Genomic DNA, 25547 nt, shown 5'->3' on the forward strand with positions numbered 1-25547 from the left:
TGACCCCGTGACGGGCACGGGCAGGACCGCGGTGGGGGACGTGATCGCCGCGTACCTGGACCACCTCGTGGTCGAGCGCGGCACCGCCCGCAACACGCTCGACAGCTATGCCCGCGACCTGCGCCGGTACGCCGCGCACCTCGCCGCCGCGGACGTCACGCGGTTCCCGGACGTGACGCCGGCGCACGTCACGTCGTTCGGCGCGGCCCTGCGCGAAGGCGACGACGAGCACCGGCCGCTGGCCGCGTCGTCGGCCGCGCGGGCGCTGGTCGCCGTGCGCGGGCTGCACAAGTTCGCCCACGCCGACGGCATCACCGAGCACGACCCCGCGCGCGAGGTCCGTCCGCCGGCCGCGGCGAAGCGGCTGCCCAAGGCCCTGCCCGTCGCCGACGTCCTCAAGCTCCTCGAGACCCCGCCGCCCGACGGCGAGCGCGCGCTGCGCGACCGCGCACTGCTCGAACTGCTCTACTCGACCGGCGCCCGGATCTCCGAAGCCGTCGGGCTCGACGTGGACGACGTCGACGACACCGACCGCACCGTGCTGCTCGACGGCAAGGGCGGCAAACAGCGGCTCGTCCCGATCGGCCGGCCCGCGGTGGAGGCACTCCACGCGTACCTCGTGCGGGCGCGCCCGGTGCTCGCGGCGCACGGGCGCGGCACGTCCGCGATGTTCCTCAACGTCCGCGGCAGCAGGCTTTCCCGCCAGAGCGCGTGGCAGGTCCTCAAGGACACCGCCGAACGCGCGGGGATCACCGCCGACGTCTCGCCGCACACCCTGCGCCACTCGTTCGCCACGCACCTGCTCGAAGGCGGCGCCGACGTGCGCGTGGTGCAGGAGCTGCTGGGCCACGCCTCGGTGACGACGACGCAGGTCTACACGCTCGTCACGGTCAACACGCTGCGCGAGGTGTACGCCACGGCGCACCCGCGCGCACTGGGCTGAACGGACCTGAGGGCATCAGCCACCAGTGGTGACTTCGCGCGTCCGGCCCGGCGCGGCGCTTTGCCGGGGCTCCGACTCCCCGCATAGGCTGCCCGGGACGCCGAAACAAGGAGCTTTCCCGCCATGTCGACACCGAACCAGCCGGAGCGCCCGGCCGCGTCCGCCGGTTCGGCCGCGGCGAGCCTCTCCCAGGCGCGCATCGCCACCCCCGCGAACCACGACGGTGACGAGCCCTCCGACAGCCCCCGTCTCAGCCGCGCCGAGCGGGCCCGGGCGCGCGCGAAGGAGCGCGAAGAGAGCGGCATCGGCCCCACGGGCCGGCCGCTGCGCGAGATCCCCGAACCGGCGCCGCTGGACCACCACGGCCCGGCGAAGGTGCTCGCCATGTGCAACCAGAAGGGCGGCGTCGGCAAGACCACGTCGACCATCAACCTGGGCGCCGCGCTCGCCGAGTGCGGGCGCCGCGTGCTGCTCGTGGACTTCGACCCGCAAGGCGCCCTGTCGGTGGGTCTCGGCATCCAGCCGCACGAGCTGGACCAGACGGTCTACAACGTCATCATGGAGCGGTCGGTCGGCATCGAGGACGTGCTCCGCAAAACCCGCGTCGACGGCGTTGACCTGCTGCCGAGCAACATCGACCTGTCCGCGGCGGAGGTCCAGCTCGTCGCAGAGGTAGGGCGCGAACACACGTTGTTACGGGTCCTTCGTCCGGTCATGAACGACTACGACTATGTTCTTGTCGACTGCCAGCCCTCGCTCGGCCTGTTGACGGTGAACGCATTGACCGCCGCGGACGGTGTGATCATCCCCCTGGAGTGCGAGTTCTTCAGTCTGCGAGGCGTCGCGCTCCTGATCGACACGATCGAGAAGGTGCAGGAACGCCTCAACCCCAAACTGGACATCACGGGGATTCTCGCCACGATGTACGACCCGAGAACCCTGCACTCGAAGGAGGTCATGGCTCGCGTGGTGGAGGCATTCGGCGACATCGTGTTCGACACGGTGATCAACCGCACCGTGCGGTTCCCCGAGACGACGGTCGCGGGTGAGCCGATCACGACCTGGGCCCCCAAGTCGGCCGGCGCGGCAGCCTATCGCGCGCTGGCTCGCGAGGTGATCGCTCGGTGAGCAGGCGCGCTTCCCTGCCCGGAGCGTCGGAACTCTTCCGCCTCACCTCCAGCCCGGCCAGCCCGGCACTCGATCGCCCGGCGGCCCCCGCACCGGCCGAACCGCTCCCGAAGAAGAGCGCGGACGCCGACCAGCTCAGCCGCGCCGCGGCGCGCAGCGGCTCCGGCCGCACGAAGCACGATGCGAAGATCACCGTGTACGTCTCGGGCGACGAGCTGCTCGCGATGGAGCAGACCCGCCTGAACCTGCGGGCCAAGCACAACCTCGTGGTCGACCGCGGCCGCCTGGTGCGCGAGGCCGTGGCCGTGCTGATCGCCGACTTCGACCAGCGCGGCGAAGAATCGGTGCTGGTCCAGCGATTGCAGGCGATGGAAGACGAAGGCGGAACCGAGGGCTGATGGACGAACCGGCATCGGCCGAGCAGCCGGAGCCGGACGCCGCGGCCCCGGGTACCGAGACGCCGATCCAGCAGGAAACCCCCGTCCCGGACGAGACTCCGAGCCTGGGGGAGCAGCCGGGCGACGGCGAAACCGCGGGCCAGGACGAAACTCCGAACCCGGAGGACAAGCCGGGCGAGGAGGAGAAGCCGGTCGAGCACGAGACCGTGCACGGCGGGACGATCCCGGAGGGCTACGCCGAGGAGCTCAGCACCTCGAAGTTCAAGGTGCGCCTGAAGAACTTCGAGGGGCCGTTCGATCTGCTGCTGCAGCTGATCTCGCAGCACCAGCTCGACGTCACCGAGGTCGCGCTGCACACGGTCACCGACGACTTCATCGCCTACACGCGCGCGCTCGGGTCCGACTGGAACCTCGACGAGACCACGGAGTTCCTGGTCATCGCCGCGACCCTGCTGGACCTCAAGGCCGCGCGGCTGCTGCCCTCGGCGGAGGTGGAGAACGAGGACGACCTCGCGCTCCTGGAGGCCCGTGACCTGCTCTTCGCGCGCGTGCTGCAGTACCGCGCGTACAAGCAGGTGGCGGCGCTGTTCGGCGAGCTGGAGCAGAGCGCGCTGCGGCGCTACCCGCGCTCGGTGGCGCTGGAGGAGCGGTACGTCGGGCTGCTGCCCGAGGTGATGCTCGGGGTGACACCGCAGAAGTTCGCGGAGATCGCCGTGGCGGTCTTCAAGCCGAAGCCGCCGCCGACGGTGTCGCTCGCGCACCTGCACATGGGCCGCGTGTCCGTGCGCGAGCACGCGGCGCTGCTGCGGTTGAAGCTCGCGGAGGCGGGGCAGGCCACGTTCAAGGAGCTCGTGGAGGACTGCGAGCACACCGTGGAGATCGTCGCGCGGTTCCTCGCGCTGCTGGAGCTGTACCGCGAGTCGACGGTGCAGTTCGAGCAGCTCGAGGCGCTCGCCGAGCTCCACGTGCGCTGGACCGGCGGCAGCGTCGCGGAGGCCTCGGCCGCCGCGGCCCACGACCGCGCGGCCGCCGACGAAGAGGAGTACGGGTGAGCACCGAAGACGACCGCGCGCCGGCCGCCCAAGGCGCCGGTGTGGAGGCGATCGACCTGGACCGCGAGGTCAACGTGGCACCGGCCGAGGGACTGGACGACGCTGTCGCCGAGGACCCTGCCCGGGAACCTGCTGACGGGGACGGCGAGCAGGCCGCCGCGGCGGTGGAGGACGAGACGCCTGCGGCCGGCGAACCGGGCGAAGCGGAGGCGGACGATGTCGCCGAGGCGCCCGCTGACGGCGAGCGGGCTGCGGCCGGCGAGGCTGAGGCGGACGGGGAGTCGCGCACCGAAGACGTGCCGGACAGCGGCGAAGTCGCGGCCGCGGAAGGCGACTCGCAGGGCGATAAGTCCGGCGACGAAGAGCCGGAAGCCCCGGAGATCGCCGCGTCCGAAGGCGAAGGGCCTGAAGGCGAAGCGGGCGAGGGCGAGCCGGGGGAGGCGGCGGCGGAAGCCGAGCAGCCGGACTCGGAGGAGGGCGTCGAGCCGGTCAGCGACCTGCCCGACGTGACGTCCGACGAAGCACTGGAGGCCGCGCTCGAGGCGCTGCTGCTCGTGGTCGACTCGCCGGCGGGCGAGCAGATGCTGGCCGAGACCGTGGAGCAGCCGGTGGCGCGGGTCACCGTCGCGCTGCGGACAATGGCGCAGCGGCTCACCGAGCGGGGCAGCGGGATCGACCTGCGGCGCGTCGGCGAGGGGTGGCGGTTCTACACTAGGGACACGTACGCCCCGTTCGTGGAGAAGCTCCTGCTCGACGGCCAGCGGTCGAAGCTGACCCGGGCCGCGCTGGAGAGCCTCGCCGTGATCGCGTACCGGCAGCCGGTGACCAGGGCCAGGGTCGCCGCGGTGCGCGGGGTCAACGTCGACGGCGTGATCCGCACCCTGCTGGCCCGCGGCCTCATCGAAGAGATGGGCACCGACCCGGAGACGACGGGCACGCTGTACGTGACGACCGAGCTGTTCCTGGAGCGACTGGGGCTGTCGTCGCTGAACGACCTGCCCCCGATCGCTCCGCTGCTACCCGAAGTGGACACCATCGATGACATCTGACCAGCACCCCGACGGCGTCCGGCTGCAGAAGGTCCTCTCCCAGGCCGGCATCGCCTCGCGGCGCGCGGCCGAGGACCTGATCGTGGAAGGCCGGGTGGAGGTGGACGGCCAGATCGTCACCGAGCTGGGCCGCCGCGTCGACCCGGTCGAGGCCGTGATCCACGTCGACGGCACGCGCGTGAACCTGCGCGACGACCTCGTGTACCTCGCCTTCAACAAGCCCAAGGGCGTGCACTCGACGATGTCGGACGACCGCGGCCGCCCGTGCGTCGGCGACTACCTGCGCGGCCGCTGGGAGGAGACGCCCGGCGTCGTCCACGTGGGCCGGCTCGACGAGAACACCGAGGGCCTGCTGCTGCTCACCAACGACGGGGACCTCGGCCACCGCCTGATGCACCCGAGCTACCACGTGCTCAAGACCTACTTCGCCGAGGTCGAGGGCCTCGTGCCGCGCGGGCTCGGCAAGGAGCTGCGCGCCGGCTGGGAGCTGCCCGACGGGATCGTGAAGGTCGACCAGTTCCGCGTGAAGGACATGCACTCCGGCCGGAGCATGATCGAGCTCGTGATCCACGAGGGCCGCAAGCACATCGTGCGCCGGCTCATGGCCTCGACCGGCCACCCCGTCCGCAAGCTGGTGCGCACCGCGGTCGGCGACGTGCAGCTCGGCGCCCAGCGCCCCGGCACGATCCGCCGCCTCAACCGCGGTGAGGTCGGCTCGCTGTACCGAAACGTGGACCTGTAAACACCGGCCTTCCACCCTGGCGACCTGATCGACGCCCCGGGTTCGCCGGCGGCGTCGAGCCGGTCGGGTCGAAGTTGCGGCGACCGGCCGCATCGGTGGATCGCCGTGGCCCCACGGCGGGCTGAACCGAGGTCGGCACGGACGAGGTCACGCCGCGGCTCGACAGCGGGCTTCGTTCAGGAGCCGCCCGTGCCCGCACCTGCCGCGTTGCTCAAGCCCGGGACGGGGAAGGGTTACTTCTGAGCCCGGCCCCGTCCCGCGAGTGCTGCACACCTTCCGATCGTGTCGCGCGACTCCAGCCGTCGCCGGCGACCAGACGCTGGAGCCCGATCACGTAGCCGGCCTCGCTGCGACACGCGCGAGGCTCGGCGTCGCGCTGCGATCGCCCCGTCATCAGCTCTGCCGGGAGCCATGATCCCGTGGTGAGACAAGGCCGCGCCGACGATTTCGTCCCGTTGGGACACCGGATCGCCGAGGCCCCGGCGCGGCCGTCCTTCTCCTTCCCACCGGACACCGCCGGACCAGTACGGCTCCGTGGCGCGCCGGCCAGACGAGGCCGGCGCCGTCGAGCCGCCGCACCTCCCGGTCGCCGGCCGCGCAAGTGGTGGGCCTGCCGCTCGATCACCTACCGGCCCGGGGTGCTCGCCCCCCATCGCCGTTCCGGCAAGCGGAACGTGATCGACAGGGAAGTCATTGATCCGACCGCGGGTGATCACAGCGGTCAGGTCGGGCTTGCATGTGGGGATAGCCTCAATGTCCGCAGATTCGACTCGACCTCTTCAGGTGGACGCCCGTTCCGGCTACAGTCGTCGCCAGATGGAGTGTTTCTTCTGACGGAACGAGGTTCGAGTGGCTTCAGCGGCAGCTCTCGACGGACTACGCGTGCTCGACGTGTCCACGATCCTGGCGGGCCCGTTCTGCTGTCAGATCCTCGGTGACTTCGGTGCCGACGTGATCAAGATCGAGCACCCGCGCAACGGCGACAACATGCGCGGCCACGGCCGGAGCAAGAACGGCGTCCCGCTGTGGTGGAAGGAGATCAGCCGCAACAAGCGGACCGTCGCCCTCGACCTCAAGGACGAGCGCGGCGGCGAGGTGTTCCGTGCTCTGGCGAAGACGGCGGACGTCGTCGTCGAGAACTTCCGTCCGGGGACCCTCGAGCGGTGGGGCATCGGCCCCGACGCGCTGTTCGCCGAGAACCCCGGGCTGGTGCTCGTGCGGCTCACCGGCTTCGGCCAGACCGGTCCCTACGCCGGGCGGGCCGGCTTCGGCACGCTCGTCGAAGCCATGAGCGGCTTCGCTTCGCTGACCGGGCAGCCCGACGGCCCGCCGACTTTGCCGGCCTTCGGCCTGGCCGACAGCATCTGCGGGATCGCCGCTTCGTCGGCCGTGATGATGGCGCTCCGCCACCGCGACCGGACCGGCGAGGGACAGGTCGTCGACATGAGCCTGCTCGAGCCGATCATGGCAGCCGTCGGGCCCGGTCCGACGATCTACCAGCAGCTCGGCGAGGTCGAGCAGCGCCATGGCAACCGGTCGACCAACAACGCGCCGCGCAACACCTACCGGACCTCGGACGGCGGGTGGGTGGCCGTTTCCACCAGCGCCCAGCGGATCGCCGAACGGGTGCTGGAGCTGGTCGGCCATCCCGAGGTGATCAGCGAACCGTGGTTCGCCACCGGCGGCGGCCGGGCGGCGCACGTCGACCTGCTCGACGACTACGTCGGCAGCTGGATCGCGCAGCGCAGCCGTGACGAGGTCATCAGCGCCTTCACCGAGGCCGGTGCCGCCATCGCCGCCGTCTACGACGCCCGCGACCTGGTCGAGGATCCCCACGTGCGGGAGACGCAGATGCTGCTGGAGGTCGACGACGCCGACTTCGGGCCGCTGCTGCAGCACAACGTGATGTGGCGGATGAGCGCTTCGCCGGGGGCGATCAGGTTCACCGGCCGCGGGCTGGGCGAAAACACCGACGAAGTCTTGACCGAGGCCGGCCTCGAGGCCGGCCGGATCGCCGAGCTCAAGGAGAGTGGGATCATCCGATGACCGATGCATTGCTCAACGCGGTTCAGGGCGGGCTGGACGTGGTCGACCTGGGACGACAGCTGCGGGTCGGCATGCCCCAGTCCCCGAACCACCCCCAGTTCTGGCACACCCTGCCGCGCCGCCACGGCGACATGACGCGTGCCGACGGGGGCAGCGCCGCCAATGACATGATCACGATGGGCTGCCACGTGGGCACGCACATCGACGCGCTGGCGCACGTCTCGCACGACGGGCTCATGTTCGGCGGCGTCGACGCGATGCAGGCCGGGGTCGGTGGCAAGTACGACGCGCTCGGCGTTCACTCCATCGCGCCGATGATCCGCCGGGGTGTGCTCCTCGACATCGCGGGACTGCACGGAGTCGGCTGCCTCGACGGCGGCTACGAGATCACCGTCGGCGACCTGGAAGCGGCCGCCAAGAACGCGGACGGCGGTGTCGGTGAGGGAGACGTGGTGCTCATCCGCAGCGGCTGGGGCACGAAGTTCGCCGAGGGCGGCGCCTACGTGGGCGGGCCGTCCGGAGTCCCGGGGGTCGGCGAGGCCGGCGCTCAGTGGCTCGCCGAGCGGCGCATCCACGCCGCCGGCGCCGACACCATCGCGTTCGAGCGGCTCGCGCCCGGCGGTGGGCACGCGCTGCTGCCGGCACACCGTGTCCTGCTCGTCGAGAGCGGGATCTACCTCATCGAGGCGCTCGACCTCGAGGAGCTGGCCGGCCGCGGGTGGGCGGAGTTCACGCTCGTGCTGGTGCCGCTCAACATCTACGGCGCGACCGGGTCGCCGGTGCGCCCGCTGGCGGTGCGTACCGCGTGAGCGAGCAGACCCTGGCCCAGCAGCTCGGCGCCTTCGCGGCCGGCACGTCCTACGACGACCTCCCGGCCGAGGTCGTGGAGAGCGTGAAGATGCGGGTGCTCGACATCCTCGGCATCGCCGCCGCCGCCAGCACGCTCGAAACCAGCCGCTCCGCGCGGGAGTGGGCCGGCAGCCAGGGCGGGACGGGCGCCGCCTCGGCCGTCGGTGTGCCCGGCCGGCTGCCCGCCAACATGGCCGCCTTCGTCAACGGGGTCCTCGCTCACTCCCTCGACTATGACGACACCCATCTGCCGTCGGTCCTTCATCCGAGCGCCTCGGTCGTCCCTGCGGCACTGGCCGCCGCCGAGCGTGCCGGCGCGGACGGTCGTGAGCTCATCCGGGCGGTCGCGATCGGGATCGAGATCTGCGTCCGGCTCGGCATGGCCGGTTACGACCAGGCGAGCAACAACTCCGTCTTCTTCGAGCACGGCCAGCACGCCACGTCGATCTGCGGCGCGATGGGTGCCTCGGTCGCGGCGACGCTGCTCGCCGGTGGCGATGAGCAAGCCGTCGTCGATGCGCTCGGCGTCACGGCCTCGCTGGCCTCGGGCATCATCGAGGCCAACCGCACCGGCGGCACGGTCAAGCGGATCCACTGCGGGTGGGCGGCGCACGCGGCGGTCTCCGCGGCGGAGCTGGTCAAGCTCGGCCTGACCGGTCCGCCCACGGTGCTCGAGGGCCGGTTCGGCTTCTTCCAGGCCTGGCTGCACGGCATCTTCGACCCGGCGGCCATCGTCGACGGGCTGGGGACCGAGTGGTCGGTCCCGGGCATCTTCTTCAAGCCCTATCCGGCGAACCATTTCACGCACGCGGCCGTCGACGCCGCCGCGCAGCTGCGCGCGGACGGCGTACGGGTCGAGGACATCGTCTCGCTCCAGCTCGGCGTACCGGCGCAGAACCTGCGCACGGTGGGGGAGCCGATCGAGGTGAAGCGGACGCCGCAGACCGGCTACATGGCCCAGTTCAGCGGTCCCTACGCGGTCGTGCTCGGCCTGCTGGGCGGCTCCGGTCTCGGTGCCGGGCTCGACGACTACACCGACGAACTCGCGCAGGACCCCGAGCGAAGAGCGTTGATGGCGAAGGTCGACGTGACGGCCGACGAGCGGTGCACGGAGATCTTCCCGCACCAGTTCCCCGCGGTGCTCACGGCGCGGCTCAAGGACGGCCGCGAGGTCGTGGCCGAGGTGTTCACGAACCGCGGTGGCCCGCAGCGACCGCTCTCGTTCGAAGAGCTGGCCGCCAAGTTCCACGACAACGCCCGGCGGGTGCTGCCTCCCGATCGGGCCGACGAACTCGCGGCGGCCTGCCGCACGCTCGAGGACTGCACCGACCTCATGGAGCTGCTCGCTTCCCTGACGAGGGTCGACGACCCCGCCCGCACGTAGGACGAACAACCGAAGGATGAGGGAAAATGGCTGAATTCGACTTGGTGATCCGTAACGCCCAGGTGGTGCGCCCCGCGAGCGATGCCCCCGAGCGCCTCGACGTCGCCGTCAAGGACGGCAAGTTCGCCGCCTTCGAGCCGAGCATCGACTCCGAGCGCGCAGCCGAGACGGTCGACGCCGCCGGCAAGCACCTCTTCCCCGGTGTGGTGGACGTCCACCAGCACTGGGGCATCTACAACGAACTCGGCGAGGACGCCAGCTCGGAGAGCCAGGCCTCGGCGCAGGGCGGTGTCACGACCGGCATCACCTACATCCGCACCGGTGCCTACTACATGAACCGGACCGGGCCGTACCGCGAAGTGTTCCCCGACGTGCTGGCAGCCGCCGAGGGCCGCTCCTTCATCGACTACGCGTTCCACGTGGCGCCGATCCTCAAGGAGCACATCGACGAGATCCCCGACCTGATCGGGGAGTTCGGGGTGCCCTCGTTCAAGATCTTCATGTTCTACGGCAGCCACGGGCTGCACGGCCGCTCGAGCGACCAGAGCTCGTTCCTCATGATCCCCGAGGACGAGTCCTACGACCTGGCCCACTTCGAGTTCGTGATGCGGGGCATCGAGAAGGCGCGTCGCGACCCCCGGTTCGCTGCCGACCGCGAGCACATCTCGCTGTCGCTGCACTGCGAGACGGCGGAGATCATGCGGGCCTACACCAAGCTGGTCGAGCAGGAGGGCAAGCTGACCGGCCTCGAGGCGTACAGCGCCTCGCGGCCGCCGCACTCGGAGGGCCTGGCGATCACCATCGCTTCCTACCTGGCCCACGAGACCGAGCTGCCCAAGATCAACCTGCTGCACCTGACCTCGCGCAAGGCGATCGAGGCCGCCATGATGATGCAGGAGACCTTCCCGCACATCGACTTCCGCCGCGAGGTGACGGTCGGCCACCTGCTCGCCGACTTCACGACCGCCAACCTCGGCGGCAAGGTCAACCCGCCGCTTCGCTCCCGCGAAGACGTCGAGTCGTTGTGGGAACACCTGCTGGCCGGCCACTTCTCGTGGGTCACCTCGGATCACGCGTGCTGCCGCGACGAGACCAAGTTCGGCGAGCCCCGCGAGGACGTTTTCGTGGCCAAATCCGGCTTCGGCGGCACCGAGTACCTGCTGGCGGGCATGGTCAGTGAAGGCCGCAAGCGTGGTCTGTCCTACCCGCGCATCGCCGAACTCGTCGCCAAGAGCCCGGCCGAGCGGTTCGGGCTGCGCGGCAAGGGTGATCTCGCCGTCGGGTACGACGCCGACTTCTGCCTGCTCGACGACACGGTCGACTACACCGTGCACGCGCAGGACTCGCTCTCCACGCAGGAGTACACCCCGTTCGAGGGCTTCGAGCTGACAGCCAAGGTGACCGACACCTGGGTCCGCGGCACCGAAGTCTTGCGTGCGGAGAAGATCGTCGGCACCCCGACGGGCCGGTTCGTGAAGCGCTCGGGTCAGGCCTGACACACCGATAGCCAAGATCTCACAGAGGGACCGGCCGGCGCCGTGAGGCGCCGGCCGGTCCCTCAGTCATCCCGACGGCGTGCGAGCGTCTCCCGGGCCGATCTGATCACGGCTGCGTCGATCAACCGTCCCGCGGCATCCAGCGTCACTCCCCCCTGGGCCGCCGAGAACCGATCGAGGACGTCACGCGCCGCGGCCACCGCCTCGGCGGTGGGGGCAAGCACCTCGTGGATCACGGGAACCTGGGCGGGATGGATGGCGGTTCGTGAGCGGAAGCCGAGGTCGGCCAGCTCCCGGGTCGTCTGCCGGAAGGCGTCGAGGTCGCGAAAGTCGACCGACGTGGGCGCGACCGGTGCGGCGAGGCCCGCGGCGGCGCAGTGGAGCACGACCTGGAGTCTGAGCTGGGTGATCGCGTCGGCGGTCGCGGTGGTGCGGGCGATCCGGAGGGCGGCGAGCAGGTCCACCTCGCCCAGGCCGAGTGTCGTGAGGCGGGGATGGGCGGCGAGCTCGCCGAGGGCGAGCACCGAAGCCGCGTCCTCGACCAGCCCGACGACGGGCACCGGGGGCAGGTCCTGCTCGGCTTCGGCTCCGTCGAGCCGCGCGGCGAGCTCGCTCATGGACATGGGGGAGCACTTGGCCAGCACGATGCCGTCGAGGCCAGGACGGACGACGGCTTCGAGATCATCGGCGAGCCGATCCGCGTCGACCCGGACCCAGGTCTGGGCGCCGCCCCCGGCTCCCGGGGCCCGGCGGTCCCGGCCCAGCCAGGCGGCGACCGCGCCGCGGGCCGCGCTCTTCTCGGCGACCGGCACCGCGTCCTCGAGGTCCAGGATGACGGCGTCGGCCGCCCCGGTCGAGGCCTTGGCGAACAGCGACGGGCGTGAGGCGGGAACGTAGAGGAACGAGCGGGGCAGCACGGTGTCTCCTGCTGGGCTGTCGGGTCAGGGGCTGGGTCAGCCGCGCAGACGCTGGGTGATGGCGCGCGACGCCTCGACCACAAGCGCCGCGTGCTCCTCGTGGTCCTCGATCGCGTAGCGGAAGGCCGGACCGGAGGAGCTGATGGAGCCCATCACGTTGCCGGCCGAGTCGAAGAACGGTGCGGCGATGGAGGCGGCGCCGGTGTTGCGCTCGTTGATGGACGTGGCATATCCGTGCTCGCGTACCCGGTCCAGGCCGTCGCGGTAGGCGTTCTCGTCCAGACCGGCGCGCCGCGCGAGCAGCTGGCGGACCGCCTCGTCGATGAGGGAGAGCGGGAGGAAGGCGAGGATCGCGCGACTCGAAGCACCTGAGTGCAGGGGGTAACGAGGCCCGATCTCGATGACCATCTTCACCTCCTCGGGAGATTCGAACTGGTCGAGGTAGATCCGCTCGTTGCCGACGAGCACCGAGAGGGTCGTGGTTTCCCGGGTGGTGTCTCGCAGCCGACGAAGGATCGGCGAGGCGATGCTGCGCACGTCGATCTGGCTCCACGCCCGCGCCGAGAGACCCAGCGCTGCCGGTCCGAGCACATAGGACGACCCACCGGGCACCACCTTGGCCAGTGAGCGGGAAACCAGGGACTGCAGGATCCGGTGGACGACGGCCTTGCTGAGCGACAGGTCACGGGCGATCTGGGATACCCCGAGCGGACTGTCAGACCGCGCGAAGAGGAGGAGGACGTCGGCGACCCGGTCCGCGGCCTCGGTACCTCCCGGAGTCTCGACCGTCCGTTCGCGAACCACAGGATCCCCTTTTCTTCCGGACAAGTTCGGCCTCACGACACGAGGCAAGGTCGGCGCAGATCACGTTCGCCCGTCAGATCCGCGGATCGCGCCCCCGGCGCGATACCCGAGGGGCCCGGGGGCCGGCCGGTGCGGCCGGGGCCGATTTTCACGACGGCCGTCGTACGTCGAGCGTGCGCAGCACGAGGCCGAACGGGATCGGGCCGTCCTGGCCGAGAGAGGCCACGGCCGCGAGCACTGCCCGCGCCCCGCTCTCACCGACGGCGTCGGTCAGCAGCGTCGCGGCCTTTTGACCGACCACCGGGTCGTCGACCGCGTCAGGCCCGTCGCCGCGGGGGGCGCCGTCGCGTGACGCGGTGAGCTGGGTGCCGTCGGTGAACCGCACGGTGACCGTGGCCGGGCGCCCCGCCGGATACCCGGCGTCGAGGGTCCGGTCGTGCTCCACCCGCACCCGAGCCGCCAGATCCCGCACCGCGGTGACGCGGAGGGTGCCGGACTCGAACGCGTGGGTCCGCAGTGTGCCCAAGACCAGACCGGCGGCCACGCTCCACGGGATGCTGAACCGGGCGGCCATTTCACTGCGGGGCAGCACGTTGTCGAACGCGGCCGCCGCGGCGTAGGTGCGGACCGTGACCGCGGCGATCTCTTCGGGTCGGTAAGGACGGGTCGCGAGGTCCTCGACGGCATCGTTGACGCCGTGCAGCAGGGCGCAGGTGGGGTGGCGCTTGAGGTACCCCTGGGTAATGGTCCAGTCGCCGGCGGAGACCAGCGCGATCAGCCGCTCGGAGAATCCGTCCTGGCCGGCCGCGACCCAGCGGGCGAAGTGGCGTTCCAGTGTTCCCGGCTGCGCCCGGAGGCCCGCCGCGGCCGCCTGGCCGTGGATGACTGCGGTCTGTGCCGCGCAGGCGAGGTAGAGGTTCTGGCTGGTCCAGCCGTCGAAGACCCCCGGCGCGTCGGGCACCGTGGTCAGCGCGGCACACGAGTCGATGGCCCCGGCAATGGTCTCCGCGTCGCCACCGCTGAGCACGTGGGCAACGCCGGCTGCGGCCCCGAGCGTCGCCCAGGTCCCGATGTCGTGGACCCCGGCCGGGGTCCCGCCCATCGCGAGGCCGATCCGCACGCCCGTCTCGTAGCCGGCCAGCACTGCCGACAGCGTCGCCGGGCCATCGGCTCCGCAGGCCTCGGCGGCAGCGAGAACGGCCGGCACCACGTGGGACGCCGGATGGCCGCGAGCGCGCCGGTGCCCGTCCTGGAGCTGCTCGCGCGCGACCGGCATCGCGTTGAGGAATGCCGCCTGGGCCGGTGGGAAACCCGTCCGGTGGCCCAGCACGCTGCTGGGGCCGGCACCGATCGCGTAGGTGGCCTGGAGAACCGCGATGTCGGGCCTGCCCAGACCGGCGGCCGCCGTCGCCACTACGTCGGCGACGAGCGCCCGTACCCGGTGCCGTACCGCGTCCGGGGCCGCGGGCTCGCGGATACTTGCCGCGAAGGTGCCCAGGCGCGCGGCGAGGCCGGCGCCGGCTGTCGGCACGGGCGGTGACGCGCTCTCCACGGGGATCTCCTCGATAGCCGGGGCACAGGCGCGCGGCGGGCGCCGCACGCGGGACGGGCGCGGCCGGCCGCCACCGCCGGAAGCTACTGTAACAACTGCGTTTCTGTAGACGGAACAAGTCTGGCTGCCGTCCCGTCGGGAGTCAATGCCCAGGCGAAACCTGCGCTCTGGCCGGAGTTCGGCTCTTTGGGGGTGCAGTGCACGTGACCTCAATCATCGATGTGCCACTTGACGTGAATACGACCACATGCCACAGTCAGCGGAACTTGATCGGGGCGTTCCGATTAGCGGAACGATCACAGCGCCACTCTTCATCAAGATCAGGAGTCATCAGGATGCGTACAAGATCCTTCGTGAAGCTGGTCGCCGCGGTCGGCTCCGGGGCCGTCCTCCTCGCCGGCTGTGCGGGCGGCGACAGCGGCGGCTCGAGCGGGGACGCCAAGGTCATCAAGATCGGCACCCTGCACCCCCTCTCGGGTGCCAACGCGGGCGACGGAACCCAGCTCGAGAACGGCGTGAAGCTCGGTATCAAGGCCATCAACGACGCCGGCGGCATCAAAGCGCTCGGTGGCGCCAAGCTCGAGCTGGACGGGGGCGACACCAAGGGCACGCCGGACACCGGCCAGAGCGAGGCCCAGCGCCTCGTCGGTGACGGCGTCGTCGCCCTGGTCGGCACCTACCAGAGCGCCGTGAGCGCCAATGTCGCCGCCGTCGCCGAGCGCAACAAGGTCCCCTTCGTCATGGACATCTCGGGCGACGACGCGATCCTCTCGCACGGCTACAAATACTCGTTCCGCATGCAGCCGCAGAACTCGCGGTTCGGCACGACCGCGGCCCAGTACGTCAAGGCCATCTCCGAGGCGGCGAATCGCCCGGTCACCAAGGTCGCCTACCTGCACGAGGCCACGGCGTTCGGCACCGGGGTCTACCAGGCGTTCAAGGCCGAGGCCCAGAAGAGCGGCCTCCAGATGGGTCCGGAGATCACCTATGACGCGGCCAGTGTCTCCGATCTGACCACCCAGATCGCCCAGGTCAAGGCGAGCGGCGCGAACGTCCTCGTCGTCTCGGGCTACTACCGCGACGGCGTCCTCGCCGCGAAGGCGATCCAGACGGTCAAGCCGGCCCTCGATGCCGTGGTCGGCGCAGCCGACGGTGCGTTCGACCAGCCGCAGTTCCCGACCGACGCCGGTTCGGCTTCCCAGGGGTACTTCGACGTGAACTACCACTTCGACGACAAGAGCGCCGACGCGAAGGCGTTCAGCGCCCTGTACAAGTCGACCTACAAAGACGAGGCGCGCACCGGCGCAGCCCTCGCCTACGACTCGGTTCGTGTCATCGCGGCAGCGCTCGAGAAGGCCGGCTCGACGGACGCGTCGAAGGTTCGCGACGCCATCGCACAGACCAGCCTGACGCCGCTGACTCTCTCCGACGGCCCGATCAAGTTCAGCGACAAGGGCGAGAACTCCACCTCGCTGCCCGTGCTGACCCAGGTCCAGAACGGTGCTCCGGTCGTGGTCTATCCGCAGTCCGCTGCGGTCAAGAGCCCCGTCTACCCCGCGAACCCGGGCCAGTGACCGGCCCGACGAACGCCGGAGGGACGGTTCCGTCGAAGGACGGGACCGCCCTCCGGGGCGGTAGCCGCGCCACGTCGCGGCTGAGCCTGCGCCATTCGACGCCGCTGATCGTGACGGGCGCCTTGCTGGTCGTTCTCTTCATCGCCGCGCTGCTGCGCTCGGGCAGCATGGGCATCACCGGCCAGGCGCTGCTCACCGGCATCATTTCCGGCGGTGTCTACAGCCTGCTCGCGATGGGCCTCACCCTCGTCTTCGGCGTGCTCGACATCGTCAACTTCGCGCACGGTGCCTTCCTCGCCGTTGGTCTCTACATCACTTACGAGGTGGCGCACCAGGCCGGGCTGAACCCCTACATCGCCCTCCCGGTCGCGATCCTCGGGCTCTTCGTGCTCGGCGTCCTGATCCAGCTCCTGCTCCTCAACCGCACGATGGGCGGCACGCTCGAGCGCCAGCTGCTGATCACCCTCGGCCTGTCGCTGCTGATCAGCAATGTCCTACTGCTGGCCTTCGGCGGCGACCCGCTGTCGGCGAACCTGAAGAGCGACCCCGGCGTGCACGTGTTCGGCGCCGTCGCCAACCTCTCCCGGGTCATCGCCCTCGGCGGCGCCCTGGTACTGGCCGTGCTGGTCTTCCTGCTGCTGGAGCGCACCTCGTTCGGCCGGGCGATCCGCGCTGTCGCCGCCAGCCGGCAGGGGGCGGGACTGGTCGGCATCGACGTGCGGCTCGTCTACGCGGTCACCTTCGGCCTGGGCACCGCCTGTGCCGGAGCGGCCGGCATGCTCATCGCGCCGTTCACCACGATCACCCCGACCGCCGGCGACCAGTTCAACATCCTCGCCTTCGTCGTCGTCGTGATGGGCGGGCTGGGCAACGTGATGGGCGCCGTCATCAGCGGTGTGATCGTCGGCCTCGTCGAGCAGCTGGGCGGTGTCGCGATCGCCGGTCAGAGCCCCCTGCTGGGCGTGTTCATCCTGTTCCTGCTCATCCTGCTGATCCGTCCGCAGGGCATCTTCGGAGCCGCGTCATCATGACCATCACCACCGAGACGCGACCGGGATCAGCGGCGGTCCGGAATCGCCGCCAGTCGATCCAGCGGTCCGTGGTCATCCTGGTCGTCATCACCGTCCTGGCCGCCTTCGCTCCCGCACTCCTGCCCGAGTCGAGCCAGACCATCGCGGTCCGGGTGCTGATCTTCGCGATCATGGCGATCGGCTGGAACCTGATGAGCGGCTACGGTGGCATGTTCAGCTTCGGGCACGCGGCGTTCTTCGGCATCGGCGCGTACACCGACGTCTACCTCCTGGAGCACTTCGGCTGGTCGCCGTGGATCTCGCTGGTCGTCGGAGCGATGCTGGCGGCACTCGTGGCCATCTGCATCGGCTACCTCGCCTTCCGCTACAAGCTGCGCAGTGCCTACTTCGCGCTCGCCACGTTCGCCTTCGCCGAGATGCTGCGGTTGCTCGCGACCAACACCAGCTGGGTCAACGGAACCACCGGGTTCCACGTCCCGCTGCTGCCCGACAACTCGTGGTCGATGCTGCAGTTCGCCGCCAACGCGCCGCAGTACTACTACATCGGCCTCGCGCTGGTCGTGATCTGCCTGCTGATCACGATGTTCTACCTTCGGTCGCGCACCGGCATCCACACGGTCGCCGTGCGCGACAACGAGGACGCGGCCGACGCGCTGGGCGTCAACGTCATGCGGGTCAAGCTGACCACGATGGCGCTCTCCGCGGCGATCACGTCCGTCGCCGGCATGTTCTACGCGCAGTACTTCATGTTCGTCGATCCCGACATCGCGTTCGGCCAGGCCCAGTCGGTCCAGGCCATCGCCCCGGCGGTCATCGGCGGCGTCGCCACCCTGTGGGGCCCGCTCGTCGGCGCACTGATCCTCGGCCCGCTTTCGGACCTGACGGCCGGCTGGCTGCGCAACCCGCCCGCTTTCCTGGAATTCCTCTCGGGCCGGGGCGGGCTGGACGTGGTGCTCTACTCGATCCTGCTGATCGTGATCGCCCTCGTCCTGCCCAAAGGCATCGTCGGATCGATCCGCGATTGGTGGAAGCGCCGATGAGCACCGCTCTCGAAGTACGCGACGTGAGCAAGTCCTTCCGTGGCGTCCATGCACTCAGCGAGGTCGAGATCGACGTCGCCGAAGGTTCGATCGTCGGCATCATCGGGCCGAACGGCGCGGGCAAGACGACGTTCTTCAACGTCATCGCCGGCGCACTGCGGCCGGACACCGGCCATGTGAAGCTCTTCGGCAAGGACGTGAGCGGGATGTCGCCGCACCGGATCTCGCGGCTCGGCATGGCGCGAACGTTCCAGCTGATGCGTCCGTTCGGCTCCATGACGGTCCGGGAGAACGTCGTCGCGGCAGCACTGTCGCGGGGCGGCAATCACCGCAGCGCCCATCACCACGCGCACGAGGTCATCGAAGCGACCGGCATGGCGGCCTGGGCGGACATGGTGTCCGACTCGCTGCACACAGCTGCGCTGAAGCGGCTCGAGCTGGCCCGGGTGCTCGCCACCCGTCCGCGGCTGCTGCTGCTCGACGAGGTCCTGGCCGGCCTGGTGCCCGCCGAACGGGCGCCCGTCGTCGACCTGCTCGCCCGCCTGCGTGAGTCGGAGGGCCTGACGCTCGTGTTCGTCGAACACATCATGCAGGCCGTCATGCAGCTCTCCGACTCTGTCGTCGTCTTCGACCGCGGACGGGTGATCGCCTCGGGCGAGCCCGCGGAAGTGGTCGCGGACCCGACGGTCGTGGAGGCCTATCTCGGACAGGAGCTGCCCGGTGCTTGAGCTCGACAACATCGCTGCCGGCTACGGCAAGCTGCAGATCCTCCACGACATGAGCCTGCGGGTCAGGCCGGGGGAACTGGTCTCCGTCGTCGGCGCCAACGGTGCCGGCAAGACCACCACGCTCCGCGTGATCAGCGGACTGATCAGTGCGCTCTCCGGTGCGGTCACCTACGACGGCGAGCCGCTGACCGGGCTGCGGCCGCACCAGATCGTGCGGCGCGGGATCGTGCAGGTGTCCGAGGATCGTGACCTCTTCGGCCCCATGAGCGTCGAGGAGAACCTCGTCCTGGGCGCGTGGACGCGCCGCGGCGTGCGGATGGCGCAGGAGCTGGAGCGGATCTTCGAGCTGTTCCCGATCCTGGCCGAGCGCCGCAAGCAGGCGGCCCAGAGCATGAGCGGCGGCCAGCAGCAGATGCTCGCCATCGGCCGGGCCCTCATGGCGAAGCCGCGGCTGCTGATGCTCGACGAACCGTCGACCGGCCTCTCGCCGAAGCTGACCTGGGACGTGCTGAAGGCCGTCGCGGCCATCCGCGACACGGGTGTCTCGGTTCTCCTGATCGAGCAGAACGCCGCTCAGGCGCTCTCGATCTCCGACCGGGCCTACGTGCTCGAGAGCGGCACCATCGCGCTCGAAGGCCCGGGCAAGGAGCTGGCCGGCGACGAGCGGGTCAAGAAGGCCTACCTCGGCCTGTGAACGAAACGACGGAGAAGGTGGGGAAGACGGTTACCGTTGATCCCGGTACGGATCAAGCGAACGAAGTCGGGCTCGACCCGGATCAGCAGGCGGCGCTCGAGGCCCTCGACCGGCTCGCCGGCTGGGCCGGCGCGCTGAGGTGGGACGCCGTACCCGAGAACGTGCGAGAGCGGCTGCGTCTGGTCCTGCTCGACACGTTCGGAGTCACGTTCCTGGGTGCTCGGCTTCCCGAGCGCGCCGCACTCATGGGCGCCTGGGCGCCCTCACCCGGACCGGTGCCGGTCTTCGGGACCGGGGTCGAGACCACGGTCGAGGCCGCGGCCTGGCTCAACGCCACGGCGCTGGTGAGCCTGGAGATGGACGAGGGCAACAAGTTCGCGGCCGGCCACCCCGCCGCGCACGGCTTCCCGGCGGTCCTGGCACTCGCCTGCGCGCTCGACACGGACGGTCCGGCCACCGCGACGGCCCTGCTCGTCGCCTACGAGGTCGCCGCGCGGTACGGCCGCGCCAGCCGCGGCGCGCCGGGTCTGCACCCGCACGGCAACTGGGGCGTCACCGGCGCAGCCGCGGGCTGCGCCAAGCTGTTCGGTCTCGACACCGCAGGGATCGCCGCCGCCGTCGACACCGCGAGCGGCATGCCGATCGCCGGGCCCTTCTCCGCGGCACTCGACGGCAACGCGGTGCGCAACGAGTGGATGGGCGCCAGCAACGTGGCCGGGCTCGCCGCCGCGCGACTGGCCAAGGCCGGGATGGCGCACGCCACCGGCATCGCCGCCCACAGCCTGGGCGGGTTGCTCGGCACGTTCGACCCGGTCGCCCTGGTCGAGCAGCTCGGCCTGCGCTGGGACATCGGGCTCGGCTACTTCAAACGGCACGCCTCGTGCGCTTTCACCCACCCCAGCGCGGATGCCACCCTCGTGTTGCGAGCACGACTGCACCAGGACGGGCTCGCCGACAGCGACATCACCCGGGTGCGGGTCACGACGTACTCGATGGCCGCAGCGCTCAGCCGCACCCGATGGAGCAACCGGCTGGCCGCCATGTTCTCGATTCCCTACGTGGTGACGACCGCCCTGCTCGATGGCCGCGTCGCTCCCGACGGCTTCGACCGCTCGCGGGAGGACCGGTTCGCCGCACTGGCCGAGCGGGTCGAGGTCGTCTCGGGCACCGAGTTCGACGCCCGCCTGCCCGACGCCCGCGGCGCGGCCGTCGAGCTGACGCTGACCGATGGCCGGGTCCTGCGGCACGAGGTCGCCAACCCAGTCGGCGACGCCGCCCACGAGCCCTTCGACCACGAGCGGACTCTCGTGCTGCTGCGTGACCTGCTGGGCGATGAGGCGGCGCTCCAGCGGGCGGTCGACTGCGCCGCCGCACTGCCCGAGGCGAGGAGCGTGCGAGACGTCCTGCGCGTGCTCGCCACTCCGTGATCCTCACCTGCCGCACCCTGCCCGTCCTCGAGGAGGAGCCACCACCCATGCGGATCTTCGCGACCACACCCCTGCACGTCGGCGTCGAGGAACTCGCGCGGCGACAACAACGTTACGACGCCATCAGCCCGGCCGGCGTGATCGTCGAACTGCACGATCTGGCACAGGGTGCGCCCGAGCAGCTCGACAACGCCGAGGACATCGCACGTTCGGACGACTACGTCCACCAGGCCCTCGCCGCCGCCCCCGCGGGGTACGACGTCCTGATGGCCGACTGCGTGCTCGACCCCGCGGTCGCCCGGCTGCAAGAGGAGACCGACCGTCCGGTGGTCGGCATCCTCAAGCTCAACCTGGCCCTCGCGGCCGCGCTCGCGGCGCCGATGGGCGCGGTGGTCCGCAACGAGGCCATCGCCGCCGAGATGCGCCGGGTTGCGGCCGCTTACGGCTGGGAGCGGTGGCTCGGGCAGATCGAGATCCTCGACCTGCCATTCGACTCGATCAGTGAAGGGCCGGGGTGGCAGCAGCGCCTCGACGAGGCGGCCGAGGTACTGGCCGCGAAGGGGGCCCGCACGCTGCTCAACGGCTGCTCCGCCGTCGACGTCGACCCAGCGCACCCCTCGGCGGTGCCGGTGTTCGACCCCGTGCTGCGCGCCCTCGAACTGGTCGCGGCGGGAGCGGGCCGATGAGCGCACAGGGACCCGACCTCGTCGTCGCGGGTGCCGGCGGTGGGCTCATCGCTGCCCTTCGCGCCGCCCAGCTCGGCCTCGACGTCCTCGTGGTCGAGGCGAGCGAGCACTTCCTTCGCGGCAACAACACGTCGATGTGCACGGCGATGGTGCCGGGCGTGAACAGCCGCTGGCAGCGGGAGCAGGGGATCGAGGACTCGGTCGAGGTGTTCGCCGGCGACGTCGACCGCAAGACCAAGGGCAGCGGCGACCAGCGGCTCGCCCGTGCGCTGGCCGCCGTCAGCGGCGAGCTGGTCGAGTGGCTGGCCGACGAGGCCGGCCTAGAGATCTCGCTGATGACCGACATGCACTACCCGGGGCATTCCGTGGACCGCTGCCACACCATCCCCGAGCGGCACGGCACCGTGCTCATCGACCATCTGGCCCGGCAGGCGCGGGCCCACCCGCGGATCGATTTCCTGGTGCCGGCCCGGCTCACCGACGTCGAGCTGGACGCCGAGGGCCGGGTCGCCGCGGTCGTGGTCACCGACCCGAACGCCGACGAGGAGCGCATCGAGACCCCGGCCGTCCTGCTCGCCACCAACGGTTACGGTGCCGATCACGAGCTGGTCGCCGAGCACATGCCGGAGATCGCCACGGCCACATACCACGGCAGCGAAACGTCGCGCGGCGATGCGCTCCGGATCGGCTCCCGGCTGGGCGCCGCGACCGAGTTCCTGGACGCCTATCAGGGCCACGGAGCGCTGGCGGCGAAGTCCTCGACGCTGCTGGGCTGGGCCACGATCATGCACGGCGCCGTCATGCTGGACACCACGGGCCGCCGCTTCGCCAAGGAGACCACCGGCTACTCCGAATTCGGCCCCTCCCTGGCGGCCCGGCCGGAGGCGACCGGCTGGGTCGTGTTCGACCGCCGGGTGCACGAACTGTGCATGCCTTTCACGGACTTCCGGCAGACCGTCGAGTCCGGCGCCGAAGTGTGGGCCGACGACGCGCGGGCGCTCGCCGTCGCGACGGGCCTGCCCGAAGATGCCGTCACCGCCGAGCTCGACGAGTCCGCGCGGGCGGCGCGAGGCGAGATCCCCGACCGGTTCGGCCGCGACTACGAGGCACCGCTCGAGCCGCCGTACGCCGCGGTGAAGGTGGTGCCGGCTCTCTTCCACACCCAGGGCGGCCTGGTCGTGGACGGGTCGGCGCGTGTCGTCGACGGCGACGACCGGCCCATTCCCGGCCTCTACGCCTCAGGTGGGGCGGCCGCCGGGATTTCGGGGCACGGCGCCTCGGGCTACCTGGCCGGCAACGGCCTCCTGCCCGCCTTCGGACTGGCCTACCTCGCCGCCACGGCCGTGGCGGCGGAACACCGCGCCGCGGGCTCGGACACCACGGCATGACAGACGCGGCGGCTGCCCGGTCCCGGGCGCTGGACTTCGTGCGGCACGAGGCCGGATTCGCCCAGCTGGTCACCCACGGCGCGGGCGGCGCCCTGGTCGGACGGACCACCAGCGCGTTCCTGACTGGCGACTGGGCCGTCGAACTGGTGCAGCGCCGGACCCACCGCAGAGTCGAGCAGCTCCGCCACGACGACCGGGTGCTGGCGATCTGGGGTGGCACGCCGGCCGAAGACTCGGTCAACGACTCGCCGTGGACCTTCGACCTCGGCCTGACGATCCCGCGGGTGGTCTTTGTCCGCGGCGTCGCGCGGCCGCTTGACGCGAAGGCCACCTGGGAGGTCTACGACCGGCACACGACGCGGCTGCGGGCCGCGGGCCACACGAAGGCGCCGTTGCGGGACCGGGCCGACCTCGACGCCAACTTCGCCGGAGTGCGGATCGAACCACGCCGGGTCCGGATCGAGGGCTTCGGGACGGGCGCGCAGGCGTTCAGCTGGACCATCACACCACGGAGGACAGACACGTGATCAAGGCGATCCTGGGGTACGACATCGTCGAGGGCGTGAGCGAGCAGGAGTACGAGCGCTGGCTTTTCGACGTGCACGCGCCCGACCTGCTCGCCAACCCGAACCTCGACCGGATCGTGTTCAACAAGGTGCTTCGTCCGGTGACGACGGCGTCGGGAGGGACAGCCGCGGTTCCGCCGAGCATGATGTTCTACCGGATCGCGGAGATGCACTTCGCGGACGAGGCGGCGTATCAGGCCTACCGCGACTGGTTCGCGGACAACCCGCTGCCCGCCGAGCGGGGACCGGGCGGTCGGACGGACTTCCGGTTCTACCTCATCACCGACAGCGTCACCGTGGACAGGAACCGGTCGTGACCCAGGCGGGCGTCCTCACCCCACCGGCGCCAGGGCTCACCGGTGAGCTCGCGCGGGCCGCGCACGCGGTCTACGCGCTGGAGGGCGCGGCGCCGATCGCGGTCGGCGAGCTGCGCACGCTCTCCGCCGGAGCACCCGAGGGTGTGCTGGCGTCCTGGGCCGAGGAGATCGCGACGGCCGGCGGCTTCCCTCTGCTCGGCACCGGCCTCGTCGCGCCCACCTATCCGGCCTTGCTGTGGAACGGAGCCCGGCTCGACGGTGCGCGCCCCGACCTCGACTGGGCTCCGCTGCTGGCCGCCCTGGCGGCCGCGGACGCGGCCTCGGCCGGCCTCGACCGCGTCGCGCGCGCGGTCGCCGCCGGCAGCTGCGTGCGCAGCCTCGCCGCGGGTCTCCTGACCGACGACTCTCCGGCGGCCGCCTTACCGACCCTCGCGACGCTCTGCGCCGCGACGGCGGCGGCGTTCGCCGGACCTGCGGAGGGAGAGGGGCTGGAACGGGTTCTGGACCTGGCGGCCAGTCTCACCGTGCTTACTCCCGGCCCGGAGCGGCGTGCTTCCTCGCCCCTGTGGGCAGGGCACGGTGCGGCTTCGGGCTGGCTCGCCGCCACCCTCCCCGCCGAGGTGGCCACGCCGATGCCGGGCAGCGTCGCGCATACGTTGTCGGTGGCGGCCGGTCACGCGGTACCGGCAGCCGGCGCCACCGGCACGGTCGCGGACCTGCTGGAGTCGATCCGGTGAGCGGCGCAGAGCCGAGGCTCCTGCTGAACCTCGCCCGGCCGCGCGGCGTGCTCGACCATCTCGCCGCGGCGAGAACCGCGCTGGGCGACGGCGTCGACGGTGTCGGGTTCGCGGACAGCCCACGGCTGTTCCCGGACCCGTTCCTGACGGCCGGACAGGTGCTGACCCGCACCACGGCCGCCTTGTCCGGGCCGTGCGTGATGGGGCTCGGGTTGCACCATCCGAGCGTGGTCGCCCAAGCCCTCGCGACGCTTGCGGGCCAGCACCCCGGCCGGACGTTGCTGGCGGTCGCACGGGGCGAGAGCTCGCTGCGCAACGAGGGGCTCCCGATCCCGTCGCTCTCTTCCTATCGCGTCCTGCTGGAGCAGCTTCGCGCTCGACTCGACGAGCTGTCGGCCCAGCTGCCCGGCGGGTTCGGGCCGGTGCTCGGCGCCGCGTCCGGCCCACGGACCATCGAGCAGACCAGCGCGACCCTCGGTGGGGTGCTGCTCGACGTGGGCGTCGAGCCTGCCGTGATCGAACGCGCCGTCGGTATCGCGCGGGCCCGGCGCACCGACGTCCGCTGCTGGCTGTTCCTGCGCGCGGTGGTGACCGACACCGACGACGAAGCGGCAGCAGCCGCAGCCCCGATCTTGGGCTCCTGCGCGGCACGGATCACCAAGTCGCCCGACTGGTACGGCATCGAGCCGGAGCTCGTCGCCCGGGTCGCCGCGGTGGCCTCGGCCCACGACTACCGCCGCCACGGCACCTCGGAGTCGGCGGGCGCCCGCGACGCCGACCCGGAGATCGACTCGCTGATCCGTGACCGATTCGTGCTGACCGGCGACCCCGCGGCCCTCGCCGCCCGGCTGCGGCCCCTTGCCACTCTGGGCATCGAGGGGGTCGTCATCGCCGGTGCCACTGCGGGCGTCGAGCGCCGGCTGGCGCAGACGGCCGGCGCGCTGCGGGCCGGGCTGGCGACGGCCCAGCCGGCGAGCTGACGTGCGCCAGTGGGTCTCG

The 25547-nt window shown here is 71.2% G+C and carries 25 protein-coding genes; 22 read left to right on the forward strand and 3 right to left on the reverse strand.

Annotation, left to right across the window (positions count from 1 at the left end; genetic code table 11):
- Window positions 1-40: 40 nt before the first annotated feature.
- The 10 genes from xerD to AB0K15_RS33570 all read left to right on the forward strand — a co-directional run bounded on the left by xerD (window position 41) and on the right by AB0K15_RS33570 (window position 11087).
- Window positions 41-943 (forward strand): site-specific tyrosine recombinase XerD, encoded by a 903-nt coding sequence (gene xerD, locus AB0K15_RS33525; RefSeq protein ID WP_364059913.1) that lies wholly within the window; start codon window positions 41-43, stop codon window positions 941-943.
- A 123-nt stretch (window positions 944-1066) separates the two neighbouring features.
- The gene (locus AB0K15_RS33530; protein ID WP_364059635.1) at window positions 1067-2071 is read left to right on the forward strand and encodes an AAA family ATPase; all 1005 of its coding nucleotides are present in this window, start codon (window positions 1067-1069) and stop codon (window positions 2069-2071) included.
- Window positions 2068-2469 carry a cobyrinic acid a,c-diamide synthase gene (locus AB0K15_RS33535; RefSeq protein ID WP_364059638.1) on the forward strand — a complete coding sequence of 134 codons (402 nt, stop codon included), beginning with the start codon at window positions 2068-2070 and terminating at the stop codon, window positions 2467-2469. The genes AB0K15_RS33530 and AB0K15_RS33535 overlap by 4 nt, the downstream gene beginning before the upstream one ends.
- Window positions 2469-3521: a segregation/condensation protein A gene (locus tag AB0K15_RS33540; protein ID WP_364059641.1), complete on the forward strand. Its 1053-nt coding sequence runs from the start codon at window positions 2469-2471 to the stop codon at window positions 3519-3521. Before AB0K15_RS33535 ends, AB0K15_RS33540 begins: the two co-directional genes overlap by 1 nt.
- A gap of 296 nt (window positions 3522-3817) precedes the next feature.
- The gene (scpB, locus tag AB0K15_RS33545) at window positions 3818-4570 is read left to right on the forward strand and encodes an SMC-Scp complex subunit ScpB (protein ID WP_364059916.1); all 753 of its coding nucleotides are present in this window, start codon (window positions 3818-3820) and stop codon (window positions 4568-4570) included.
- Entirely contained in the window at window positions 4560-5312 is a 753-nt protein-coding gene (locus AB0K15_RS33550) for a pseudouridine synthase (protein ID WP_364059644.1), read from the forward strand. Before scpB ends, AB0K15_RS33550 begins: the two co-directional genes overlap by 11 nt.
- Before the next feature lie 849 nt (window positions 5313-6161).
- On the forward strand, window positions 6162-7358 hold the full coding sequence (locus tag AB0K15_RS33555; protein WP_220241921.1) for a CoA transferase: 1197 nt from the start codon (window positions 6162-6164) through the stop codon (window positions 7356-7358).
- Window positions 7355-8167, forward strand: a complete 813-nt coding sequence (locus AB0K15_RS33560; RefSeq protein WP_364059647.1) for a cyclase family protein — start codon at window positions 7355-7357, stop codon at window positions 8165-8167. Before AB0K15_RS33555 ends, AB0K15_RS33560 begins: the two co-directional genes overlap by 4 nt.
- Window positions 8164-9591: an MmgE/PrpD family protein gene (locus AB0K15_RS33565; protein WP_364059650.1), complete on the forward strand. Its 1428-nt coding sequence runs from the start codon at window positions 8164-8166 to the stop codon at window positions 9589-9591. The genes AB0K15_RS33560 and AB0K15_RS33565 overlap by 4 nt, the downstream gene beginning before the upstream one ends.
- Window positions 9592-9617: 26 nt before the next feature.
- Window positions 9618-11087 (forward strand): dihydroorotase family protein, encoded by a 1470-nt coding sequence (locus tag AB0K15_RS33570; protein ID WP_364059652.1) that lies wholly within the window; start codon window positions 9618-9620, stop codon window positions 11085-11087.
- Window positions 11088-11149: 62 nt separating this feature from the next.
- Here AB0K15_RS33570 and AB0K15_RS33575 read toward each other — a convergent pair whose 3' ends face one another.
- The 3 genes from AB0K15_RS33575 to AB0K15_RS33585 all read right to left on the reverse strand — a co-directional run bounded on the left by AB0K15_RS33575 (window position 11150) and on the right by AB0K15_RS33585 (window position 14360).
- Entirely contained in the window at window positions 11150-12004 is an 855-nt protein-coding gene (locus AB0K15_RS33575) for an aldolase/citrate lyase family protein (protein ID WP_364059655.1), read from the reverse strand.
- A gap of 36 nt (window positions 12005-12040) precedes the next feature.
- Window positions 12041-12808, reverse strand: coding sequence for an IclR family transcriptional regulator (locus AB0K15_RS33580; RefSeq protein WP_354867690.1), 768 nt, complete (start codon window positions 12806-12808; stop codon window positions 12041-12043).
- A 148-nt stretch (window positions 12809-12956) separates the two neighbouring features.
- Complete coding sequence (locus AB0K15_RS33585) at window positions 12957-14360, reverse strand: MmgE/PrpD family protein (RefSeq protein ID WP_364059658.1); 1404 nt, start codon at window positions 14358-14360, stop codon at window positions 12957-12959.
- A gap of 335 nt (window positions 14361-14695) precedes the next feature.
- On the opposite strand from AB0K15_RS33585, the gene AB0K15_RS33590 reads away from it, so the two are divergent.
- From AB0K15_RS33590 to AB0K15_RS33645, 12 genes are read left to right on the forward strand one after another with little or no spacing between them, the layout of a single operon-like run.
- Entirely contained in the window at window positions 14696-15934 is a 1239-nt protein-coding gene (locus AB0K15_RS33590) for an ABC transporter substrate-binding protein (protein ID WP_364059661.1), read from the forward strand.
- Window positions 15931-16965, forward strand: coding sequence for a branched-chain amino acid ABC transporter permease (locus AB0K15_RS33595; RefSeq protein WP_364059664.1), 1035 nt, complete (start codon window positions 15931-15933; stop codon window positions 16963-16965). Before AB0K15_RS33590 ends, AB0K15_RS33595 begins: the two co-directional genes overlap by 4 nt.
- Window positions 16962-18005, forward strand: coding sequence for a branched-chain amino acid ABC transporter permease (locus AB0K15_RS33600; protein ID WP_364059667.1), 1044 nt, complete (start codon window positions 16962-16964; stop codon window positions 18003-18005). The genes AB0K15_RS33595 and AB0K15_RS33600 overlap by 4 nt, the downstream gene beginning before the upstream one ends.
- Window positions 18002-18733: an ABC transporter ATP-binding protein gene (locus AB0K15_RS33605; RefSeq protein WP_364059670.1), complete on the forward strand. Its 732-nt coding sequence runs from the start codon at window positions 18002-18004 to the stop codon at window positions 18731-18733. The genes AB0K15_RS33600 and AB0K15_RS33605 overlap by 4 nt, the downstream gene beginning before the upstream one ends.
- Entirely contained in the window at window positions 18726-19427 is a 702-nt protein-coding gene (locus AB0K15_RS33610; protein WP_360587066.1) for an ABC transporter ATP-binding protein, read from the forward strand. Before AB0K15_RS33605 ends, AB0K15_RS33610 begins: the two co-directional genes overlap by 8 nt.
- Complete coding sequence (locus AB0K15_RS33615) at window positions 19424-20854, forward strand: MmgE/PrpD family protein (RefSeq protein ID WP_364059673.1); 1431 nt, start codon at window positions 19424-19426, stop codon at window positions 20852-20854. Before AB0K15_RS33610 ends, AB0K15_RS33615 begins: the two co-directional genes overlap by 4 nt.
- A gap of 47 nt (window positions 20855-20901) precedes the next feature.
- Window positions 20902-21540, forward strand: coding sequence for an aspartate/glutamate racemase family protein (locus AB0K15_RS33620; protein WP_364059676.1), 639 nt, complete (start codon window positions 20902-20904; stop codon window positions 21538-21540).
- Window positions 21537-22928 carry an FAD-binding protein gene (locus AB0K15_RS33625; RefSeq protein ID WP_364059679.1) on the forward strand — a complete coding sequence of 464 codons (1392 nt, stop codon included), beginning with the start codon at window positions 21537-21539 and terminating at the stop codon, window positions 22926-22928. The genes AB0K15_RS33620 and AB0K15_RS33625 overlap by 4 nt, the downstream gene beginning before the upstream one ends.
- Window positions 22925-23455: a hypothetical protein gene (locus AB0K15_RS33630; RefSeq protein WP_364059682.1), complete on the forward strand. Its 531-nt coding sequence runs from the start codon at window positions 22925-22927 to the stop codon at window positions 23453-23455. The genes AB0K15_RS33625 and AB0K15_RS33630 overlap by 4 nt, the downstream gene beginning before the upstream one ends.
- A complete protein-coding gene (locus AB0K15_RS33635; RefSeq protein WP_220241905.1) occupies window positions 23452-23811 on the forward strand; it encodes an EthD domain-containing protein in 360 nt (119 codons plus the stop codon). Before AB0K15_RS33630 ends, AB0K15_RS33635 begins: the two co-directional genes overlap by 4 nt.
- Complete coding sequence (locus tag AB0K15_RS33640) at window positions 23808-24548, forward strand: hypothetical protein (protein WP_364059685.1); 741 nt, start codon at window positions 23808-23810, stop codon at window positions 24546-24548. Before AB0K15_RS33635 ends, AB0K15_RS33640 begins: the two co-directional genes overlap by 4 nt.
- Window positions 24545-25528: an LLM class flavin-dependent oxidoreductase gene (locus tag AB0K15_RS33645; protein WP_364059688.1), complete on the forward strand. Its 984-nt coding sequence runs from the start codon at window positions 24545-24547 to the stop codon at window positions 25526-25528. The genes AB0K15_RS33640 and AB0K15_RS33645 overlap by 4 nt, the downstream gene beginning before the upstream one ends.
- The last annotated feature ends 19 nt before the right edge of the window (window positions 25529-25547 follow it).

This window comes from Amycolatopsis sp. NPDC049253 (assembly GCF_040678995.1).
Taxonomy (GTDB): domain Bacteria; phylum Actinomycetota; class Actinomycetes; order Mycobacteriales; family Pseudonocardiaceae; genus Amycolatopsis.

What these genes read in the sequence shown, in the direction of transcription:
- AB0K15_RS33530 (WP_364059635.1), top strand. Translation starts at nt 1,067, where the DNA reads ATGTCGACACCGAACCAGCCGGAGCGCCCGGCCGCGTCCGCCGGTTCG.
- AB0K15_RS33540 (WP_364059641.1), top strand. Translation starts at nt 2,469, where the DNA reads ATGGACGAACCGGCATCGGCCGAGCAGCCGGAGCCGGACGCCGCGGCC.
- AB0K15_RS33550 (WP_364059644.1), top strand. Translation starts at nt 4,560, where the DNA reads ATGACATCTGACCAGCACCCCGACGGCGTCCGGCTGCAGAAGGTCCTC.
- AB0K15_RS33560 (WP_364059647.1), top strand. Translation starts at nt 7,355, where the DNA reads ATGACCGATGCATTGCTCAACGCGGTTCAGGGCGGGCTGGACGTGGTC.
- AB0K15_RS33570 (WP_364059652.1), top strand. Translation starts at nt 9,618, where the DNA reads ATGGCTGAATTCGACTTGGTGATCCGTAACGCCCAGGTGGTGCGCCCC.
- AB0K15_RS33590 (WP_364059661.1), top strand. Translation starts at nt 14,696, where the DNA reads ATGCGTACAAGATCCTTCGTGAAGCTGGTCGCCGCGGTCGGCTCCGGG.
- AB0K15_RS33600 (WP_364059667.1), top strand. Translation starts at nt 16,962, where the DNA reads ATGACCATCACCACCGAGACGCGACCGGGATCAGCGGCGGTCCGGAAT.
- AB0K15_RS33605 (WP_364059670.1), top strand. Translation starts at nt 18,002, where the DNA reads ATGAGCACCGCTCTCGAAGTACGCGACGTGAGCAAGTCCTTCCGTGGC.
- AB0K15_RS33620 (WP_364059676.1), top strand. Translation starts at nt 20,902, where the DNA reads ATGCGGATCTTCGCGACCACACCCCTGCACGTCGGCGTCGAGGAACTC.
- AB0K15_RS33625 (WP_364059679.1), top strand. Translation starts at nt 21,537, where the DNA reads ATGAGCGCACAGGGACCCGACCTCGTCGTCGCGGGTGCCGGCGGTGGG.
- AB0K15_RS33630 (WP_364059682.1), top strand. Translation starts at nt 22,925, where the DNA reads ATGACAGACGCGGCGGCTGCCCGGTCCCGGGCGCTGGACTTCGTGCGG.